Raw genomic sequence first — 18,490 nt, 5'->3', positions numbered from 1 at the left:
CTTACACGGAATCATGCAATCAATGACCGCGCAAGCCCCTATTTCTTCACAGAAGAAATCGTCCCGACGAAATTTGTGACATCGGTTTCCATCTTCTGAACCATGACATCGACGCCCTTCGCATTCGGATGCATCCCGTCGTCGAGTTTCAGCCCCGCATCGAGCGCCACACCGTCGAGGAAGAAGCCGTAAAGCGGAACCCCGTGTTTTTCCGAAAGCTTCCGGTAGATCGGATTGAAGCGTGCGGCATAATCCGCGCCCATGTTCGGCGGCGCCATCATGCCGACGAGCAGTATGGCGATGCCGCGCTGCTTTAGCCGGGCAATCATCTGATCGAGGTTCTTCTCGCTTTCCTCAGGCGGGATGCCGCGCAGCGCATCATTGGCGCCGAGCTCCAGAATGACGCCGTCGGTGCCGTCGGGTATCGACCAGTCGATCCGTGCAAGCCCCCCTGTCGTCGTGTCGCCGGAAACCCCGGCATTGGCAATGGTGACGTCGAGCCCCTTCGCCTTCAGGACCACCTGCAGCTTTTCCGGAAAACCGTCGCCGGGTGGCAATTGGTAGCCCGCCATCAAGCTGTCCCCAAAACCGACGAGATTGATCGTCCGGGCATTGGCTGCGGCGGCAAAGATCAGCGAGGCGGCAATGACGGTGAATTGAAGCGCGGCAACTTTAAATCTCATTCTGGCTTCCCTAGATTGGCGAAGTGCCGTTATGCGGCTGTTTCGTTATGGATTTATATAGGGCGATTTCTGTTGGCAAAAACCATCATCGAGTTGAAGGGCGCCGATCTGACGCTTGGCAGTGCGGCGGCTTCCGTGCATGTGCTGAAGGGTATCGATCTCGATATCGCGGCGGGTGAATCCGTCGGCATCGTCGGTCCATCCGGTTCCGGCAAGTCGACCCTGCTGATGGTGCTTGCCGGGCTGGAAAAGCTCGACAGCGGCGAAATCAACATCAACGACACGCCGCTCCACGCGCTGAGCGAGGATCAGGTCGCCGATTTCCGCGGCCGCAACATCGGCATCGTCTTTCAGTCCTTCCACCTGATCGCCAACATGACGGCGCTGGAAAACGTTGCCGTGCCGCTGGAGCTCGCCAATGTCGGCAACGCCTTCGAGATTGCCCATCGCGAGCTGAAATCGGTCGGCCTCGGCGAGCGGCTGAACCACTATCCCGGCCAGCTTTCCGGCGGCGAACAGCAGCGCGTGGCGATCGCCAGGGCGCTCGCCCCTTCGCCCGCTTTGCTGATCGCCGACGAGCCGACAGGCAATCTCGATACAGAGACCGGCCGCCAGATCGCCGATCTGCTGTTTTCAAAGCAGGCCGAACGCGGCATGACCCTGCTTCTCGTCACCCATGACGTCTCGCTGGCAAACCGCTGTTCGCGCCAGATCCGCGTCCGTTCCGGCAGGATCGAAGGCGACAGCGCCGCCCGCCACAGCGAGGCGGCAATCGCATGAGCATCGTCACGCCGCGCGTCGCGCTTGCTTTTCGCCTGGCGCTGCGCGAGCTGCGCGGCGGCATTGCCGGCTTCTACATCTTCCTCGCCTGCATAGCACTCGGCACCGGCGCCATCGCCGCCGTCAATTCCGTTTCCCAATCGATCACCGATACGATCGCCTCGCAGGGGCAGGAATTGCTGGCCGGCGACGTCCGTTTCGAACTCAACAACCGCGAGGCCACGCCTGAGGAAATGGGTTTCCTCGAGGGCCTGGGCACCATTTCGGTGTCGACTGGTCTGCGCTCGATGGCCCGCAAGCCTGACGGTTCCGATCAGGCACTGGTCGAGGTCAAGGCCGTCGACGACGCCTACCCGCTTTACGGCGCCTTCAAGGCCGAGCCGGACTATCCGCTCGCAGCCCTGCTTTCGGGCCAGGGCGGCACCTATGGCGCGGTAGCAGCGCCCCTCCTTCTCGATCGGCTCGGGCTTGCGGTCGGCGACGAATTGCTGCTCGGCAACGTCAAGCTCAGCATCACCGGCACTGTCAAAACCGAGCCGGATGCGCTGTCGGAAGGTTTCGGCTTTGCGCCGCGTCTGCTCGTCAGCCGCCGAGCTCTCGAAGCCTCCGGGCTGATCCAGACGGGAAGCCTGGTCGAACATGCCTATAAGATCCGGCTGGAAGACAAGGGCGCAATGTCGGGCATCCAGGCGCGCGCCGCCAAGGAATTTCCCTCCGCCGGCTGGGCTGTCCGCACCAGCGACCGCGCCGCGCCCTCACTCACCGAAAACATCACCCGCTTCTCGCAGTTCCTGACGCTGGTCGGCCTCACCGCGCTGATCGTCGGCGGCGTCGGTGTCGCCAATGCCGTGCGCGCCTTCCTCGATTCCAAGCGCACCACCATCGCCACCTTCAAATGCCTGGGCGCGCCGGCCCAGGTCGTCGTTCTGATCTATCTCTTCCAGATCGCCATCATCGCCCTTGGCGGCATTCTGATCGGTCTCGTCATCGGCGCCCTGTCGCCGATCTTCGCCGCCCAGTTCCTGGCGCAATTCCTGCCGGTCTCCACAACCCCGACCCTTTATCCCGGCGCCCTGCTGCTGGCGACGCTGTTCGGCATCCTGACGACGCTCGCTTTCGCCATCCTGCCGCTCGGCCATGCCCGCGAAGTGCCGGCAACCGCACTCTTCCGCGAGCAGGGCTTCGAAGCTCGCCACCTGCCCTCCTGGCCCTATATCCTGCTGGCCGCCCTGTTCATGGCCGCCCTTGCCGGCCTTGCCGTCCTGACGGCCTATGACCGCTTCATCGCCGTCGTCTTCGTCGGCGCGATCGTCTTCGCCTTCGTCGTGCTGCGTCTCGTCGCAGCAGCGATTGCCTGGCTTGCGCGCCGCAGCCCGCGCGTCAATTCGCCGGCGCTCAGGCTTGCGATCGGCAACATCCACCGTCCCGGCGCGCTGACGCCGTCGGTGGTGCTCTCCCTCGGCCTCGGCCTGGCATTGCTGGTGACGCTGACCCTGATCGACGGCAATCTGCGCCAGCAGCTGACCGGCCGGATGAACGAGGGCGCGCCGAACTTCTTCTTCGTCGATATCCAGAGCGCCGAGGTCGATGCTTTCCGCGATCTCGTCCAGGCGCAGGCACCGAAGGGCAAGCTCATGGAGGTGCCGATGCTGCGCGGCCGGATCGTCGCCTTCAACGGCGAGGACGTCAGCAAGATGACCGTGCCGGCCGCCGGCCGCTGGGTGCTGAACGGTGATCGCGGCATCACCTATGCCGACACCCTGCCGGAAAATGCCACGCTGACCGAAGGCAGCTGGTGGGACAAGGATTACAGCGGCGAGCCGCTCGTCTCCTTCTCCTCGGAAGAGGCGCATGAACTCGGCCTGAAGATCGGCGACAAGGTCACGGTCAACGTGCTCGGCCGCAACATCACCGCCAAGATCGCCAATCTGCGCCGCGTCCAATGGGAATCGCTGTCGATCAATTTCGTCATGGTGTTCTCGCCGAACACTTTTCGCGGCGCGCCGCATGCGTGGCTCGCGACCCTGACCGATCCCTCCTCGACGCCAGCCGAAGATGCGGCAATCCTGAAATCCGTCACCAACACCTATCCAACGATCACCAGCGTCCGCGTCAAGGACGCGATAGACATCGTCAACCAGCTGGTGGCGCAGCTTGCGACCGCGATCCGCGCCGCCGCCTCCGTCGCCCTCATCGCCTCGATCCTCGTCCTTGCCGGGGCGCTTGCCGCCGGAAATCGGGCGCGCACCCACGACGCGGTGGTGCTGAAGACGCTCGGCGCCACCCGCGCCATGCTGATTCGCGCCTTCAGCTACGAATACCTGATCCTTGGGCTGGCGACCGCAATCTTCGCGCTGATGGCCGGCGGCGTTGCCGCCTGGTTCATCGTCGCCCGCATCATGCGCCTGCCCTCAACCTTCCTGCCCGATGTGGCGGGGCTGACACTCGTCACCGCCCTCGTCCTGACGGTCGGCATCGGCCTGATCGGCACATGGCGCATCCTCGGCCAGAAGGCGGCGCCCGTCCTGCGCGAGCTTTGACCGGGCAGCGGCAGCCAAACCCTTCACCTTACGGCGATTTAACCGGCCGGGCCGTTGCAACCCTCTTGTTTGCGATGAACGAAAGCCTCATATTGTCGGCAGGCATGCTGGAGCTCCGCAGCGGCGCCCGGGTCGAAAACCCGACACCGTATCTCCATCGGAGCTTTTAAGAGGAAACTATGGCTGACCTTCGTAACTATCAAAGCCGCGCTCAGACCGGCGAGATGATTGATCAAGGCCTGCGCGCTTATATGCTCAAGGTTTACAACCTGATGGCGCTGGGTCTGGCGATCACCGGTGTGGCCGCATATCTCGGATTCAACTTCGCTGTTCAGGACGGACAACTCACCCAGTTCGGCGTACTGCTGTTCCAGTCGCCCTTGCGCTGGGTCGTCATCCTCGCGCCGCTCGCGGCCGTCTTCTTCCTGAGCTTCCGCATCAATAGCATGAGCGTGGCCGCCGCACAGACGACCTTTTGGGTCTATGCCGGCCTGGTCGGCCTGTCGCTCTCGTCGATCTTCCTGGTCTACACCGGCCAGAGCGTCGTTCAGACCTTCTTCGTCACCGCCGCCTCCTTCGGCGCGCTGTCGCTTTACGGCTACACGACGAAGCGTGATCTGTCGGCGATGGGCTCGTTCCTGATCATGGGTCTTTTCGGCCTGATCATCGCGTCGATCGTCAACATCTTCCTGGCTTCGTCGGCCATGCAGTTCGCGATCTCGGTGATCGGCGTTCTGATCTTCGCAGGCCTGACCGCCTACGACACGCAGCGGATCAAGGAACTGTACCTGGAAGCCGATGACGTTGCCGTGGCCGGCCGCAAGGCGATCATGGGCGCACTGACGCTCTATCTCGACTTCATCAACCTCTTCATGTTCCTGCTGCAGTTCATGGGCAACCGCAAATAAGCAGACACACTGAAATCGAAAAGGCGGCTTCGGCCGCCTTTTTTGTTGCGCTGATTTTCCTGGGATGATTTTAGAAGAGCCTTGCCCTCCTGATGGACCCGCCGCCGAAATGTCCTTCCTCCTGCGCAATGCTTCCGAAGCCGATATCCCCGCCATTGCCGAAATCTACCGCGAATCCGTGCTGAACGGCACGTCGAGCTACGAGATCACGCCGCCGTCAGAGGCCGAGATGGCGCAGCGCTTGGCGGCGATTGTCGGCCAGCAATATCCCTATATCGCCGCAGCCGGTGCGGATGGAAGCCTGCTCGGCTATGCCTATGCCTCGGCCTTTCGCGTCCGCCCGGCCTATCGATGGATGGTCGAGGACTCGATCTATCTGGCGCCCGAAGCCCGCGGCCGCGGCATCGGCAAAGTACTGATGGCCGAGCTGATCGACCGCTGCACCAGTCTCGGTTTTCGTCAGATGATCGCCGTCATCGGCGGCGCCAGCCCCGCCTCGATCGCACTTCATCTCAAGGCGGGCTTCGTGGAGGTCGGCCTGATGAGGGGCGCCGGCTACAAACACGGCCGCTGGCTGGATACGATGCTCATGCAGCGCGTCCTCGGCGAGGGCATGACGACCGATCCGGATCCGTCGACCTATCCCGGCACGCTGTTTGCAGGCTGATTCGGCTTACTTATCGACCAGCTTCAGTGCCTTGTCGAACACCCTCAGCACCTGGTGCAGCTCGTGACCGCGCTTCAGGATGGTGCCGTGGACGTTGATCACGGAATAGGCACCCTGCTTGGCGGCGAGCTTGGGATTTTTCTCGATGCGGAAGAGCGGCATTTCACCGGAGCGCTTGAAGACGGAAAATACCGCCCTGTCCTTCAGGTGATCGATGGCGTAGTCGCGCCATTCGCCGTCGCCGACCATACGGCCGTAGATCCACAGGATCGCATCCAGTTCACGCCGATGAAAGGTCACCGGAAGCGGGTCCTTGCTCTGCTTGTATTCCCTGAGATCGACGACGACTGAGGAACTATTGTCGACGGAACGGCTTTCGCCGTGTCGCAAATCCGGCTGATCTGTCATTCAGTCTCCAAGGCCTCTGCATGTGACAGGAGAGTGACAGTGTGCCCGAGCCGCCGCAAATTGCAAGAGCGCCGGCCGTCACATTCGGCCGCACTACAGCGCCGCGCGTCAGCGCGCATGGACGCTGCAGCACTTTGAATCGGCGCGTCGTCCGATGCGGGTGACAGCGCTGTGGCTTTCTCGGCAGCGCCGCATTTCAGTCAAAACAGCGCCTCATTTGCAGGAGATTTATGAAGCCCGGTTTGGCGCCAGCGCGCCAAAGGGCCCGGCGGAGCGTATCGACCTTAACCCCAGCCCCGAATACGCTCAGCCGGGCCGCCCGGTACTTCATCCGCAAGCGGATGAAATCTCAGATGTTTTTTCCCGCCATCACCACGGTCGCGCCAAGGATCGCCGCCGGATCGCCATTGTCGCTCGCCGATTGCAGCAGGATCGCGCAGCCCTCGAGCTGCGGCCGCTGCAGGACGCTGGCCGGCAGCGTCAGACTGGTCGCCTTGCCGTCCCACATGCCGACCGTTTCGACATTGGTGACGCTGTGCAGATAGGAGAGCTTCTTGCCGCTGTTCTCGCCTTTTTCGACCTCGATCGTCTTTTCCTTGTCGAAATAGACCATCACGACATTGGCTTTGCCCTGTCCCGCGCCGATCTTGATCTCCAGCTCGTCGCCGCGCATCGACGCGCTGATGGGAACGGTCAGCCCGTTACCTTCGCTGCTATAGGTGTCGATCTTGCTATTGATGCCGTTGAGATCGGCGCCGGCCAGATGGCCGCGCCCGTTGACGATCGCCTGTGGCGTATAGACGTTGCTGCGACCCATCGTCCTGGCATAGCCATACTGCCGCTCGGTATTTTCCTTGGAGCTCAGCGTATCGGCCCAGCCGAGGTAGTTCCAGTAATCGACATGATAGGCAAGCGCGATGACGTCACCCTGGCTCACCAGCTTGCGGAAAGCCGCGTCAGCCGGCGGACAGGAAGAGCAGCCCTGCGCGGTGAAGAGTTCGACGACACCTTTCGGCGTGCCGTCTTCGGCCTGCAGCGGGCCTGAGAGAACAACGCCGGCGATCAGCGGAATCAAGAAACGGGGGGACATTCACCTGCACCTCTTTTTCAGCGCCGACGGCGGGCTCGAACCGAAGGCCCTGACATATGAACGTACGAATAATCCTTCCGGGTCCAAACGAAAAGTCACGAACGGGTGAGACGCAGCGCAACCGGAACCCGCAGAAAACAAATCATTGTGAGCCCCCTCAAATACCGCCGCCGCAAAGAAAAGCCGCCGGAAACTGCTCTCCGGCGGCCACTATCATACGAGGCTATTAACAATCAGGCAGCCAGATCGCGCAGAACCGTCTGCAGGATACCGCCATTGTTGAGGTAGACCACCTCGTCGAGCGTGTCGACGCGCGACAGCAGCGGAACTTCCTTCACGGTGCCGTCGCCATAGGTGATCCTGGCGATCTTCTTCTCGCGCGGCTTGATCTTGTCGAGACCTTCGATGGTGACGAGTTCGTCGCCCTTGAGGCCGAGGCTTTGCCAGGTCGTGCCCTCTTCGAAGACGAAGGGGATGACGCCCATGCCGACCAGGTTCGAGCGATGGATGCGCTCGAAGGACTGGGCGATCACGGCCTTGACGCCGAGCAGGTTGGTGCCCTTGGCAGCCCAGTCGCGCGAGGAGCCGTTGCCGTATTCGACACCGGCGAAGATGACGAGCGGCACGCCTTCGGCCTTGTACTGCATCGCGCCGTCGTAGATCGACGTCTCTTCCTTCGACGGGTAGTGGATGGTGTAGCCACCTTCCTTGCCGTTCGGGCCGAGCATGTGGTTGCGGATGCGGATATTGGCGAAGGTGCCGCGCATCATCACTTCATGGTTACCGCGGCGCGTGCCGTACTGGTTGAAGTCGGCAACCGCGACCTCGTGGTCGATGAGGTAAGCACCGGCCGGCGATGCCGCCTTGATCGAACCGGCCGGCGAAATGTGGTCGGTGGTGATCTTGTCGCCGAACAGGCCGAGGACGCGGGCGCCCTTGATATCCGCAACGCCGGTGCCCTTCTTGCCCATACCGACGAAGTAGGGCGGGTTCTGGACATAGGTCGAATCGTCGTCCCAGGCGTAGGTCTGGCCCGGAGGAACCTGAACAGCCTGCCAGTTGACGTCGCCCTTGAAGACGTCGGCATACTTGCTTTCGTACAGTTCGCGGGTGACGTATTTCTGGATGAATTCCTGCACCTCGTGCGAGGTCGGCCAGATGTCCTTGAGGTAGACAGGGTTGCCGTTCTGGTCCTCGCCGATCGGCTCCTTGGTCAGATCCTTCTGCACCGTGCCGGCGAGCGCATAGGCGACGACGAGCGGCGGCGAAGCGAGGTAATTCGCCTGCACGTCGGGCGAAATGCGGCCTTCGAAGTTGCGGTTGCCGGAGAGAACGCCGGATACGATCAGGCCCTTGTCGTTGATCGTCTTCGAGATCGGCGCCGGCAGCGGGCCGGAATTGCCGATGCAGGTGGTGCAGCCGAAACCGACCAGATTGAAGCCGAGCTTGTCGAGATCGGCCTGCAGACCTGACTTGGCGAGATATTCGCCGACGACCTGCGATCCCGGAGCAAGCGAGGTCTTGACCCACGGCTTGGTCTTCAGGCCCTTGGCAACGGCGTTGCGGGCAAGAAGTCCGGCCGCGATCAGCACCGACGGGTTGGACGTGTTGGTGCACGAGGTGATGGCGGCAATCGCCACGTCACCATGGCCGAGATCGAAATCCGTGCCGTCGACGGCGTAGCGGTTGTTGAGCTGGCCGGGCTTCTTATAGTCGGCGTCCATCGAACCGGCGAAGCCGGAAGCGATGTTTTCGAGCGCGATGCGGCCTTCCGGACGCTTCGGGCCGGCCATCGACGGGACGACGTCGCCGAGGTCGAGTTCCAGCGTGTCGGTGAAGACGAGGTCGGAACCGTCGCCGTCACGCCACATGCCCTGGGCCTTCGAATAGGCTTCGACGAGGGCGATCCGGTCATGCGTGCGGCCGGACATGGTGAGGTAGTTGATGGTTTCGCCGTCGACCGGGAAGAAGCCGCAGGTGGCGCCATACTCCGGACCCATATTGCCGATCGTTGCGCGGTCGGCGAGCGGCATGTTGTCCATGCCGGGGCCGAAGAATTCGACGAACTTCGAAACGACGCCCTTCTTGCGCAGCATCTGCACGACGGTCAGAACGAGGTCGGTCGCGGTGACGCCTTCCTTGAGCTTGCCGGTCAGCTTGAAGCCGATGACTTCCGGCAGCAACATCGAAACCGGCTGGCCGAGCATCGCAGCCTCAGCTTCAATACCGCCCACACCCCAGCCGAGCACGCCGAGACCGTTGATCATTGTCGTGTGGCTGTCGGTGCCGACGCAGGTATCCGGATAGGCGATCGTCTCGCCGTCCTCTTCCTTGGTCCAGACGGTCTGGCCGAGATATTCGAGATTGACCTGATGACAGATGCCGGTGCCGGGAGGCACGACGCGGAAATTCTTGAAGGCCTGCTGGCCCCACTTCAGGAAGCGGTAGCGCTCGCCGTTGCGCTGGTATTCCAGCTCGACGTTTTTGGCGAAGGCCTGCGGCGTGCCGAATTCGTCGACGATGACCGAGTGGTCGATGACGAGGTCGACGGGAACGAGCGGGTTGATCTTTTCGGGGTCGCCGCCGAGCGACACCATCGCGTCGCGCATCGCGGCAAGATCGACGACGGCGGGAACGCCGGTGAAGTCCTGCATCAGCACGCGCGCCGGGCGATAGGCGATCTCGTTTTCGACCGCGCCCTTGTTGTTGAGCCATTCGGCAACGGCCAGGATGTGCTCCTTGGTGACCGACTGGCCATCTTCGAAGCGCAGCAGGTTTTCGAGCAGCACCTTCATCGAGTAGGGAAGCTTCGAGACGCCGGGCAGACCGTTTGCCTCAGCCTTGGGCAGGCTATAATAGACATAGTCCTTTCCACCAACGGAAAGCGTGGAACGACAATTGAAACTGTCAAGAGATTTAGACACGAGAGACCCCGTTTCTGATAGCCAACACAGTCGTGCGGACGCCTATGCACTTAATGCACATCAGGATGCGGGTACGGCCATTTCCGCTGTCCGCACGTGGAACAGACGCTCCAAGTTCGGCGCAAGGATGAAATTCACGCCGACCGCTGGCGTGGTTGCCGGTCTTATAGATAATTTCCTAAAAACTTGCCATACCCGAGCACCGTCAAAATCCGAGATTTTTTGACCTCTTCGGAAGCCGAAACCAAGAAAGAGCCGACGCATGCATCTCACCGCCGAAAATCTGGCTGCAAGGCGCGGTGAGGATCTCATTTTTGTTAACATTTCCTTTCACTTGGCAGCCGGTGAGGCGCTCATTCTGACGGGCAGAAATGGATCGGGAAAGTCCACTTTACTGCGCGTCGTCGCCGGTCTCCTGAGGCCGGACAAGGGCACTGTGATCTTCCGCGGCGGAGAGGGCCGGGAAGACAGGTATCCCGGCGAGGCCAGCCACTATCTTGGCCATCGGAATGCGATGAAGAATGAACTTACAGTTGCAGAAAATCTCGACTTCTGGCGCAGTTTCCTCGGAAGCACCGGCCTCTCCGTCCAGGACGCCGCTGACGCCGTCGGCCTACCGGGGATAACCCATCTTCCCTTCGGCTACCTCTCCGCCGGCCAGCAACGCCGGATAGCTTTCGCCAAACTGCTCGTCGCCCACCGCCCCGTCTGGATCCTCGACGAACCCACGGCGGCACTCGATGCCAGCGCCGACCGGCTGTTCGCCGGCTTGATCGAAGCGCATCTGGCCGAAGGCGGCATCGTGCTGGCGGCGACGCACCAGCCGCTGGGATTGAAGAATGCGCAGGAGTTGAAGATGACGGGTTTTTCAGGTGTGGATGCGGGGGTATGGGGATGATGGTTTGCCGTGTCGCTACCTCCCTCTGCCCTGCCGGGCATCTCCCCCACAAGGGGGGAGATCGGCCAGGGGCGCCCTCTTGCCCCAATGAAACGCCGCAGATAGCCGCAGCCGCTCGGCGCACGATCAAGGTTTCGCGAAACCGGTGCATCTTGCCAATCTCCCCCCTTGTGGGGGAGATGCCCGGCAGGGCAGAGGGGGGTGCCGCCCCATCAACCGCACAGAGCCGCCCCGCATGACCGCCCTCTTCCTCCGCGATCTCAAACTCTCGATCCGCGCCGGCGGCGGTGCGCTGATCGGCGTGCTGTTCTTCCTCACGATCGTCGCCGTCATCCCCTTCGGCGTCGGCCCCGATCTCAAGCTTCTCTCCCGCATCGGCCCCGCCATCGTCTGGATCGGCGCCCTGCTTGCCGCCCTTCTCGGCCTCGACCGGCTGTTCCAGGCCGAACGCGACGACGGATCGCTCGACCTTATGCTGATGCAGGACACGCCGCTGGTCCTTACCGTGCTGGTCAAATGCTTCGCCCACTGGACGGCGACCAGCCTGCCGCTGGTGATCGCCTCACCGCTGCTCGGCCTGTTCATGAATATGGACGAGACGGCAATTGCCGCCACCATGCTGACGCTGCTCGTCGGATCGCCCGCCATCACCTTCATCGGCGCCGTCGGCGCTGCCGTCGCCGTCGCCCTGCCCCGCGGCGGTCTACTGGTTTCGATCCTGGTGTTGCCGCTGGCCATCCCGGTGCTGATCTTCGGCGTCAGCGCCACCTATGCCGCCGTCGAGGATCCCGCCCCGTTCCTGCCACCCTTCCTCATCCTCATCGCCCTGACCCTGTTTTTCGCGGTCATCGGCCCGGCCGCCGCCGCTCTCGCGCTGCGAAACACGGCGGATTGACCAGGATTGACCAGCCATTCGATTGCGGGAAAAGCCGGATCAAGGTAAGGAAGCGGACATGAGCGAAACGAGCCTTGCCATCAGCAAATTCAGCGACCTCGCCAACCCGACGCGGTTTCTGGCGCTGGCGGCGCGCATCATTCCGTGGCTGGCAGGCATTACTACCCTCTGTTTCGCAGTCGGCCTCTATCTCAGCTTCTCCACGGAAGGCGATTACCAGCAGGGCGAGACCGTGCGCATCATGTATGTCCACGTGCCCGCGGCCTGGCTTTCGATGATGTGCTATACGGTGATGAGCGTCTCGGCGATCGGCACGCTCGTCTGGCGGCATCCTCTCGCCGACGTCTCCGCCAAGGCCGCCGCCCCGCTTGGCGCCGCCTTCACTTTGCTCGCCCTCGTCACCGGCTCGCTCTGGGGCAAGCCGATGTGGGGCACCTGGTGGGTGTGGGATGCGCGGCTGACCTCCGTTTTCGTGCTTTTCCTGATGTATCTCGGCCTGATCGCGCTTAGCCGCGCCATCGACGATCCGTCGAAGGCCGCGCGCGTTTCCGCCGTGCTCATCCTCGTCGGCTTCGTCAACATCCCGATCATCAAATTCTCGGTCGAGTGGTGGAACACGCTGCATCAGTCGGCAAGCGTGATGCGCCTTGACGGCCCGGCGATCGATCCGGAGTTCCTGCGGCCGCTCTTCGTCATGGCGATCGCCTTCACCCTGCTCTTCTTCACGCTGCATATCATGGCGATGAGGAACGAGATCTGGCGCCGCCGCATCGCCGCCCAGCGCCGTCTCGCCGCCCGCATGGCCAGCCGCGAGGAACAAATTTGACGCACGCCTTCTATGTCTACGCATCCTACGGTTTTGCCGCCCTCGTGACGGCCGCCGTCACCCTCTGGACCTGGGCCGACGGTCAGGCGCGTCGCCGTGAGCTCGCAGCCCTCGAGGCCGCCGGCATTCGCCGCCGCTCGGCGCGTGCAAAGGACGGCGAATGAGCGAAGCGCCTGAAACCACGACCGCCAAACCGCGCGGACTTGGCCGTTCTGCGCTGGCGCTTCTGCCGCTGATCGTCTTCGGCGGCATCGCGGCAACGGCGGCAAAGATGCTCTACGACCAGGATTTCCACGGCAAGAACATCACCGAAATCCCCTCCGCCCTGATCGGCACCAAGGCACCGGCACTGAACCTGCCGCCGCTCGAGGGCGCCAATCTGCCGGCGCTGACCGATGCTGCCATCAAGGGCAAGCTGACCCTCGTCAACGTCTTCGCCTCCTGGTGCGTGCCCTGCCGCGACGAACATCCCGTGTTGAAGGAACTGGCGAAAGACGGACGGCTGAACATCGTCGCCATCAATTACAAGGACCAGAACGACAACGCCCTGCGTTTCCTCGGCGAACTCGGCAATCCTTATCAGGCGATCGGCATCGACCCGAACGGCAAGGCGGCGATCGACTGGGGTGTCTACGGCATTCCGGAAAGTTATCTGGTCGCTCCCGACGGCACGATCCTCTACAAACGCGTCGGCCCCTTCGACAATATCAGCCTGAAGGAAGGGCTGTTTCCGGCGATGGAAAAGGCGCTGGGGAAGCCGGCTTCGTAAGTTTCATCCGGGTGAAGACCTGGGCCTAAACCCCGCCCTGCCAGACCTTGATCGCCTCCACCGGCCAGATCAGCATCACCACGTTCAGCGTCAGATTATCGCGGATCACATAGCCGGTGAAAATTTCGAAGAAGAGGGCGATTGCCACCGTCAGCGCCACCGGCGCGCGCGACGCGAAGAAGAAACCGAGGCACATGAAGACGGTGTCCATTGCCGAATTCAGGATGCTGTCGCCGTAATAGTCGAGCGCGATCGTCGCCGTGCGGTAGCGGTCGATGATGAGCGGGGAATTTTCCAGCAGCTCCCAGCCGGATTCGATCACCAGCGCCAGCAGCAGCCGTGCCGCCAGCGGCTTGCGGCGCAGGACGAGATGGCCGAGCCCGTAGAACAGGAAGCCGTGGATGATATGCGACGGCGTGTACCAATCCGACAGATGCTGCGAATTGCCGCTGGTATTGACCCCGCCCTCCCACAGCTTGACATAACCGCAGGCGCAGATCGGCACGCGGCCCATCAGATATTCGGTGACGATCTGGGCGACCAGCACCGCAAGGCAGGCGACGAACCAGAAGCTCTGGTGTCTCACACGATCTTCCGCCTCTGCAGCGCTCACGTTTCGCCGTCCGTTTCCAGGTTGATGCTATGCTTGAGCACCAGCGGCATCTGCGCCAGCGTGAAGATGATGGTGATCGGCATCGTGCCCCAGACCTTGAAGGCGACCCAGGTATCGTCCGAAAAATTGCGCCAGACAACTTCGTTCAGCACGGCGAGGAACAGAAAGAAGATGCCCCAGCGAATGGTGAGCTTGCGCCAGCCTTCGGCATCGAGCTGGAAGGCGGCGTTGAAGACGTAGCCGAGCAGCGATCGGCCGAAGGCGAGCCCGCCGAGCAGCGCCACCCCGAAGAGCGCGTTGACGATGGTCGGCTTCATCTTGATGAAGGTCTCGTTCTGCAGCCAGATCGACAGCGAGCCGAAGATAACGACGACGATGCCGGAGACAAAGGGCATGATCGGCAGATGACCGAGCACGATCTTCGAAACGACAAGCGAAAGGATCGTCGCCGCCATGAAGAGGCCGGTTGCGACGAACAGCGGCCCACCGAGCTCCGAAAGCGCAGGAAATTTCTCCACCAGCCACTGGCCGCGCAGATTGGCGAAGAAGAAGATCATCAGCGGCCCGAGTTCCAGCGCCAGCTTCAGCAGCGGATGATGCCGGTCGGCCGGGGTGGGGGTGATATCGCTTTCGGTGCTCATGCGTTCGTCAAACCTGCTATTCCTGACAATCTGGTTGCCGGTCGTGCCTTGCAGGCTTTCGGCGGCATATCTGTGGCATCATTGGGGAAGTCCGGCAATGGCATGCGCGAAATCCTCGGCTTCGAACGGCTCCAGATCGTCGACACCCTCACCGACGCCGATGAAGTAGACCGGCAGCTTGTGCTTGGCGGAAATGGCGACGAGGATGCCGCCGCGTGCCGTGCCGTCGAGCTTGGTCATGATCAGCCCGTTGACGCCGGCGACGTTGCGGAAGATCTCGACCTGGCTCAGCGCATTCTGCCCCGTCGTCGCGTCGAGCGTCTGCAGCACGGTGTGCGGCGCATCGGGATCGAGCTTGCCGAGCACACGCACGATCTTCTCGAGCTCGGCCATCAGCTCGGCCTTGTTCTGCAGGCGGCCGGCGGTATCGACGATCAGCACGTCGCATTTCCGGGCTTTCGCCTGTTCGAAGGCGTCATAAGCAAGGCCGGCGGCGTCGGCGCCAAGCTTGGTGCCGATGAATTCGGAATTCGTTCGCTCGGCCCAGATCTTCAGCTGCTCGATCGCCGCGGCACGGAAGGTGTCGCCAGCGGCCAGCATCACCTTCAGCCCGGCGCCGGAAAGTTTTGCCGCCAGCTTGCCGATCGTCGTCGTCTTGCCGGTGCCGTTGACGCCGACGACGAGGATGACATGCGGCTTGTGCGAGAGGTCGAGCTGCAGCGGCTTGGCGACCGGCTTCAGAACCTTGGCGATTTCGGACGCCATGATCCGGCTGACATCCTCGCCGGTGACGTCCTTGCCGTAGCGCTCGGAAGCGAGCGTATCGGTGACCCGCAGCGCGGTCTCGACGCCGAGATCAGCCTGGATCAGCAGGTCTTCGAGATCCTGCAGCGTCTCGTCATCCAGCTTGCGCTTGGTAAAAAGCGCGGTGATCTGGCCGGTCAGCTGCGAGGAGGTGCGCGCGAGACCGTTGCGCAGGCGCTGGAACCAGCTGGGTTTCGGCTGTGGGGTGATGGGCTGCGATTCGACGATTGCCGGGCCGGTGGCGAAGCCTTTGGGGAGGATCGGCTCAACGGCTGGCGCCGATTCCATCGGCTCCGATGGTGGCAGAGGCGCTTCGGCTGAGATGTCGCCGTCCGTAGCCTCCCCCCCTACCCTGCCGGGCATCCCCCCCACAGGTGGGGGGAAACTCGCGGCAATGTTTTCCGCCGTATTGACGGCATCATCCGAAGCGGCCGGCTCACTCTGCGCATCCATCGTCTGGCGAGCGGCATCCAATTGCTCAGTCCCTCCACCTGTGGGGGGGACGCCCGGCAGGGTAGGGGGGGTATTTTCCTCCGCCTCCGCCTCGGCCTCCAGCAGCGACAATGGCACGACGCCCATGTCGGCCAGATGATCGGCCGGCGGCAGCACTTCCGTTTCAGCGTCGACAGGTTCCGGCTCTACTGACGCTTCATCAATATCCCCCGCCGGTCCGCCCGCCGTATCCATCTCCTCGGGAAGAACCGGATCATCCGCGACCGGCAGATCCTCCGCGCGCGAGCGCGGCTCGAGCTCCCTTACCACGGCATCGGGCACGGGCTCTTCCGCCGGCTTGTCCTTGCCGAAGGTGAAGACCTTTTTGATGAAACTGAGCGCCATGGGGATTCCGTGAAAAGTCAGGCCGCGGCGGCGGCCGTCAATTGCATGTCGAGATGTTTGCCATTGTGGCCGGTGATCGTGGCCGGCACAAGGTCGCCGGGGCGAAGGCCGGGTGCTGCGACCAGCGTAAAGTTCTCCGTATGCGCCAGGCCGTTGTTTTCGACAAGCAGCCATTGCCGGGTTCCGACCATGCCGTCGAGATGGGATAGATGCAGCCTATGTCCAGCGGCGCGCAGCCTGGCGGCGCGCTTCTTGACCAGCGACCGGTCGAGCTGCGGCATGCGGGCGGCTGGCGTGCCGGGGCGCGGGCTGTAGGGGAAGACATGCAGATGCGCGATGTCGGCCTCTTCGGCCAGCCGCACAGCATTGCCGAACATCTCTTCCGTCTCCGTCGGGAAGCCGGCGATCATATCGGCGCCGAAGCTCATTTCGGGGCGGAGGCGGCGCGCCTCTTCGATGAAACGCAGCGCATCGGCGCGCGAATGCCGGCGCTTCATCCGCTTCAGGATCATGTCGTCACCATGCTGCAACGATAGATGCAGATGCGGCATGAAGCGCGGCTCATCGGCGATGAGGTCCATCAGATGGGCGTCGGCCTCGATGCTGTCGATCGAGGAAAGCCTGAGGCGACGAATATCGGGAATCTGCTTCAGGAGCGTCTTGGCCAGAAGCCCGAGCGTCGGCGCGCCCGGCAGATCGCCGCCATAACTGGTGGCATCGACCCCGGTCAGCACGATTTCGCGGTAGCCGCTGTCGGCGAGCTTACGGGCCTGGTCGACGACCGCTCCCATCGGCACCGAGCGGGAGTTGCCGCGGCCATAGGGGATGATGCAGAAGGTGCAGCGGTGGTCGCAGCCGTTCTGCACCTGGATGAAGGCGCGCACGTGGCCGTCGATGTGCCTCACCATCTGCGGCGCCGTCGCCTTGACGCTCATGATGTCGTTGACGCGCAGCTTCTCCTCGGCCGAAACGCCGAAATCCGGCAGGCTGCGATAGGAAGCGCTCGAAAGCTTCTCCTCGTTGCCGAGCACGGCATCGACTTCCGCCATTTCAGCGAAGGTCTGTTTCTCAGTCTGCGCGGCACAGCCGGTGACGATGATGCGGGCATGCGGATTGTCGCGCCGTGCCCGGCGGATCGCCTGGCGGGCCTGGCGCACGGCCTCGCCGGTCACCGCACAGGTGTTGACCAGGATGGCATTGTTGAGCCCGGCCTTCTCGGCCTGCGCCTTCATCACTTCGGATTCATATGTGTTGAGGCGGCAGCCGAAGGTAATGACCTCGATGCCGCTCACTGCGCCTCGGCTCCCCGGTCCGCGTCCCGTGACCACAGGCCGGTCGAGGGATCGAGCCTGCCCGACCATTCCCATTCGGCCGGGCCGGTCATGATGACGTGATCGTCGCGCTCGCGCCATTCGATCGACAGCACAGCCGGCGGCTTGGCGCTCGCCACGTTGATCGTCACCTTGCGGCCGGTGCGCCCGGTGCGCGCAGCGCTGACGGCGGCGGAACAGGCTGCCGAGCCGCAGGCAAGCGTCAGCCCCGCACCGCGCTCCCAGGTGCGCGTCGTCATCGATGTCGGCGAGGTCACCTGCGCCAGCGTGATATTGGCGCGCTCGGGAAACATCGGATGGTTTTCCAGCAACGGCCCGAAACGGGCGAGATCGTAGGACATCACGTCCCGGTCCACCCAGAAGATCGCATGCGGATTGCCCATCGACATGACAGACGGCGAATGCAGCACCGGATTGTCGATCGGGCCGATCTGCAGTTCGATGCGGCTGGTATCGTGGAATTCTTCCGCCAGCGGGATCTTGTTCCAATCGAAGACCGGCCGGCCCATATCGACGGAGATCGTCCCGTCCTCGTGTTCGACGGCGTTGAGGATGCCGGCGACCGTCTGGAAGGTGAAGGCCCTGCGGCCGGTTTCGGCGGCCAGCGCCTGCACGACGCAACGCGTGCCGTTGCCGCAGGCCTGCGCCTTCGAGCCGTCGGAATTCAGGATATCGATGAAGGCATCGGTGCCGTCGGCCTTCGGATCATGGATCGCCATGATCTGGTCGAACTCGGTCTGCGGGTCGGCATTGAGTGCCACCGCCGCCGCGGGCATCACCTTGTCGGGCCGACCGCGCATGTCGACGACCAGGATCTTGTTGCCAAGCCCGTTCATCCTGGCGAATTCGACCGTTGCGCTCATAATATCTTCCGTC

General features: G+C 62.9%; 18 protein-coding genes. 9 read left to right on the top strand and 9 right to left on the bottom strand.

The annotated features are described in order from the left end of the window. Window positions 1-38 precede the first annotated feature (38 nt). A complete protein-coding gene (locus AF337_RS19840; protein WP_049733403.1) occupies window positions 39-683 on the bottom strand; it encodes an arylesterase in 645 nt (214 codons plus the stop codon). 72 nt (window positions 684-755) lie between these two features. Here AF337_RS19840 and AF337_RS19835 point away from each other — a divergent pair, with 72 nt between their 5' ends. From AF337_RS19835 to AF337_RS19820, 4 genes are all read left to right on the top strand, one after another. Beyond that, window positions 756-1,463: an ABC transporter ATP-binding protein gene (locus tag AF337_RS19835; protein ID WP_049733402.1), complete on the top strand. Its 708-nt coding sequence runs from the start codon at window positions 756-758 to the stop codon at window positions 1,461-1,463. Further along, a complete protein-coding gene (locus AF337_RS19830; protein WP_049733401.1) occupies window positions 1,460-4,003 on the top strand; it encodes an ABC transporter permease in 2,544 nt (847 codons plus the stop codon). Before AF337_RS19835 ends, AF337_RS19830 begins: the two co-directional genes overlap by 4 nt. Before the next feature lie 179 nt (window positions 4,004-4,182). Further along, window positions 4,183-4,911, top strand: a complete 729-nt coding sequence (locus AF337_RS19825) for a Bax inhibitor-1/YccA family protein (RefSeq protein ID WP_012559249.1) — start codon at window positions 4,183-4,185, stop codon at window positions 4,909-4,911. A 109-nt stretch (window positions 4,912-5,020) separates the two neighbouring features. After that, on the top strand, window positions 5,021-5,578 hold the full coding sequence (locus tag AF337_RS19820) for a GNAT family N-acetyltransferase (RefSeq protein ID WP_049733400.1): 558 nt from the start codon (window positions 5,021-5,023) through the stop codon (window positions 5,576-5,578). Window positions 5,579-5,584: 6 nt separating this feature from the next. Here the strand turns inward: AF337_RS19820 and AF337_RS19815 are convergent, their stop codons facing one another. The 3 genes from AF337_RS19815 to acnA form a co-directional block, all read right to left on the bottom strand. Further along, window positions 5,585-5,986: a DUF2794 domain-containing protein gene (locus tag AF337_RS19815; RefSeq protein WP_049733399.1), complete on the bottom strand. Its 402-nt coding sequence runs from the start codon at window positions 5,984-5,986 to the stop codon at window positions 5,585-5,587. Window positions 5,987-6,335: 349 nt separating this feature from the next. After that, window positions 6,336-7,076 carry a DUF1223 domain-containing protein gene (locus AF337_RS19810; protein ID WP_049733398.1) on the bottom strand — a complete coding sequence of 247 codons (741 nt, stop codon included), beginning with the start codon at window positions 7,074-7,076 and terminating at the stop codon, window positions 6,336-6,338. A gap of 233 nt (window positions 7,077-7,309) precedes the next feature. Continuing rightward, window positions 7,310-10,000 carry an aconitate hydratase AcnA gene (acnA, locus tag AF337_RS19805; RefSeq protein WP_049733397.1) on the bottom strand — a complete coding sequence of 897 codons (2,691 nt, stop codon included), beginning with the start codon at window positions 9,998-10,000 and terminating at the stop codon, window positions 7,310-7,312. Between the two features lie 262 nt (window positions 10,001-10,262). Here acnA and ccmA point away from each other — a divergent pair, with 262 nt between their 5' ends. The 5 genes from ccmA to AF337_RS19780 all read left to right on the top strand — a co-directional run bounded on the left by ccmA (window position 10,263) and on the right by AF337_RS19780 (window position 13,388). Next, the gene (gene ccmA, locus AF337_RS19800) at window positions 10,263-10,898 is read left to right on the top strand and encodes a heme ABC exporter ATP-binding protein CcmA (RefSeq protein ID WP_049733396.1); all 636 of its coding nucleotides are present in this window, start codon (window positions 10,263-10,265) and stop codon (window positions 10,896-10,898) included. 235 nt (window positions 10,899-11,133) lie between these two features. Then, a complete protein-coding gene (ccmB, locus tag AF337_RS19795; RefSeq protein ID WP_049733395.1) occupies window positions 11,134-11,793 on the top strand; it encodes a heme exporter protein CcmB in 660 nt (219 codons plus the stop codon). A gap of 58 nt (window positions 11,794-11,851) precedes the next feature. Beyond that, window positions 11,852-12,619 (top strand): heme ABC transporter permease, encoded by a 768-nt coding sequence (locus AF337_RS19790; protein ID WP_049733394.1) that lies wholly within the window; start codon window positions 11,852-11,854, stop codon window positions 12,617-12,619. Further along, complete coding sequence (ccmD, locus tag AF337_RS19785) at window positions 12,616-12,783, top strand: heme exporter protein CcmD (protein ID WP_049733393.1); 168 nt, start codon at window positions 12,616-12,618, stop codon at window positions 12,781-12,783. The genes AF337_RS19790 and ccmD overlap by 4 nt, the downstream gene beginning before the upstream one ends. After that, window positions 12,780-13,388 carry a DsbE family thiol:disulfide interchange protein gene (locus AF337_RS19780; RefSeq protein WP_049733392.1) on the top strand — a complete coding sequence of 203 codons (609 nt, stop codon included), beginning with the start codon at window positions 12,780-12,782 and terminating at the stop codon, window positions 13,386-13,388. The genes ccmD and AF337_RS19780 overlap by 4 nt, the downstream gene beginning before the upstream one ends. A 25-nt stretch (window positions 13,389-13,413) precedes the next feature. On the opposite strand, the gene AF337_RS19775 is transcribed toward AF337_RS19780, so the two are convergent. The 5 genes from AF337_RS19775 to dapF form a co-directional block, all read right to left on the bottom strand. After that, window positions 13,414-14,001, bottom strand: coding sequence for a DUF2585 domain-containing protein (locus AF337_RS19775; RefSeq protein WP_049733391.1), 588 nt, complete (start codon window positions 13,999-14,001; stop codon window positions 13,414-13,416). Then, on the bottom strand, window positions 13,998-14,642 hold the full coding sequence (locus AF337_RS19770) for a septation protein A (RefSeq protein ID WP_049733390.1): 645 nt from the start codon (window positions 14,640-14,642) through the stop codon (window positions 13,998-14,000). Before AF337_RS19770 ends, AF337_RS19775 begins: the two co-directional genes overlap by 4 nt. 78 nt (window positions 14,643-14,720) lie before the next feature. Continuing rightward, window positions 14,721-16,283: a signal recognition particle-docking protein FtsY gene (gene ftsY / locus AF337_RS19765; protein WP_049733389.1), complete on the bottom strand. Its 1,563-nt coding sequence runs from the start codon at window positions 16,281-16,283 to the stop codon at window positions 14,721-14,723. 17 nt (window positions 16,284-16,300) lie between these two features. Further along, a complete protein-coding gene (gene mtaB, locus AF337_RS19760) occupies window positions 16,301-17,575 on the bottom strand; it encodes a tRNA (N(6)-L-threonylcarbamoyladenosine(37)-C(2))-methylthiotransferase MtaB (protein ID WP_049733388.1) in 1,275 nt (424 codons plus the stop codon). Further along, window positions 17,572-18,477 (bottom strand): diaminopimelate epimerase, encoded by a 906-nt coding sequence (gene dapF, locus AF337_RS19755; protein WP_049733387.1) that lies wholly within the window; start codon window positions 18,475-18,477, stop codon window positions 17,572-17,574. The genes mtaB and dapF overlap by 4 nt, the downstream gene beginning before the upstream one ends. Window positions 18,478-18,490: the final 13 nt, after the last annotated feature.

The organism is Rhizobium ecuadorense (assembly GCF_001187535.1).
GTDB lineage: Bacteria > Pseudomonadota > Alphaproteobacteria > Rhizobiales > Rhizobiaceae > Rhizobium > Rhizobium ecuadorense.
The sequence above is the reverse complement of the archived record's forward strand: the minus strand, read 5'-3'. Positions and strand labels throughout refer to the sequence as shown.

Bases quoted from the DNA above. Each gene is read 5' to 3' on its own strand.
- AF337_RS19840 (WP_049733403.1), bottom strand. From the start codon at position 683: ATGAGATTTAAAGTTGCCGCGCTTCAATTCACCGTCATTGCCGCCTCG.
- AF337_RS19830 (WP_049733401.1), top strand. From the start codon at position 1,460: ATGAGCATCGTCACGCCGCGCGTCGCGCTTGCTTTTCGCCTGGCGCTG.
- AF337_RS19825 (WP_012559249.1), top strand. From the start codon at position 4,183: ATGGCTGACCTTCGTAACTATCAAAGCCGCGCTCAGACCGGCGAGATG.
- AF337_RS19820 (WP_049733400.1), top strand. From the start codon at position 5,021: ATGTCCTTCCTCCTGCGCAATGCTTCCGAAGCCGATATCCCCGCCATT.
- AF337_RS19815 (WP_049733399.1), bottom strand. From the start codon at position 5,986: ATGACAGATCAGCCGGATTTGCGACACGGCGAAAGCCGTTCCGTCGAC.
- AF337_RS19810 (WP_049733398.1), bottom strand. From the start codon at position 7,076: ATGTCCCCCCGTTTCTTGATTCCGCTGATCGCCGGCGTTGTTCTCTCA.
- ccmA (WP_049733396.1), top strand. From the start codon at position 10,263: ATGCATCTCACCGCCGAAAATCTGGCTGCAAGGCGCGGTGAGGATCTC.
- ccmB (WP_049733395.1), top strand. From the start codon at position 11,134: ATGACCGCCCTCTTCCTCCGCGATCTCAAACTCTCGATCCGCGCCGGC.
- AF337_RS19790 (WP_049733394.1), top strand. From the start codon at position 11,852: ATGAGCGAAACGAGCCTTGCCATCAGCAAATTCAGCGACCTCGCCAAC.
- AF337_RS19780 (WP_049733392.1), top strand. From the start codon at position 12,780: ATGAGCGAAGCGCCTGAAACCACGACCGCCAAACCGCGCGGACTTGGC.
- AF337_RS19770 (WP_049733390.1), bottom strand. From the start codon at position 14,642: ATGAGCACCGAAAGCGATATCACCCCCACCCCGGCCGACCGGCATCAT.
- ftsY (WP_049733389.1), bottom strand. From the start codon at position 16,283: ATGGCGCTCAGTTTCATCAAAAAGGTCTTCACCTTCGGCAAGGACAAG.
- dapF (WP_049733387.1), bottom strand. From the start codon at position 18,477: ATGAGCGCAACGGTCGAATTCGCCAGGATGAACGGGCTTGGCAACAAG.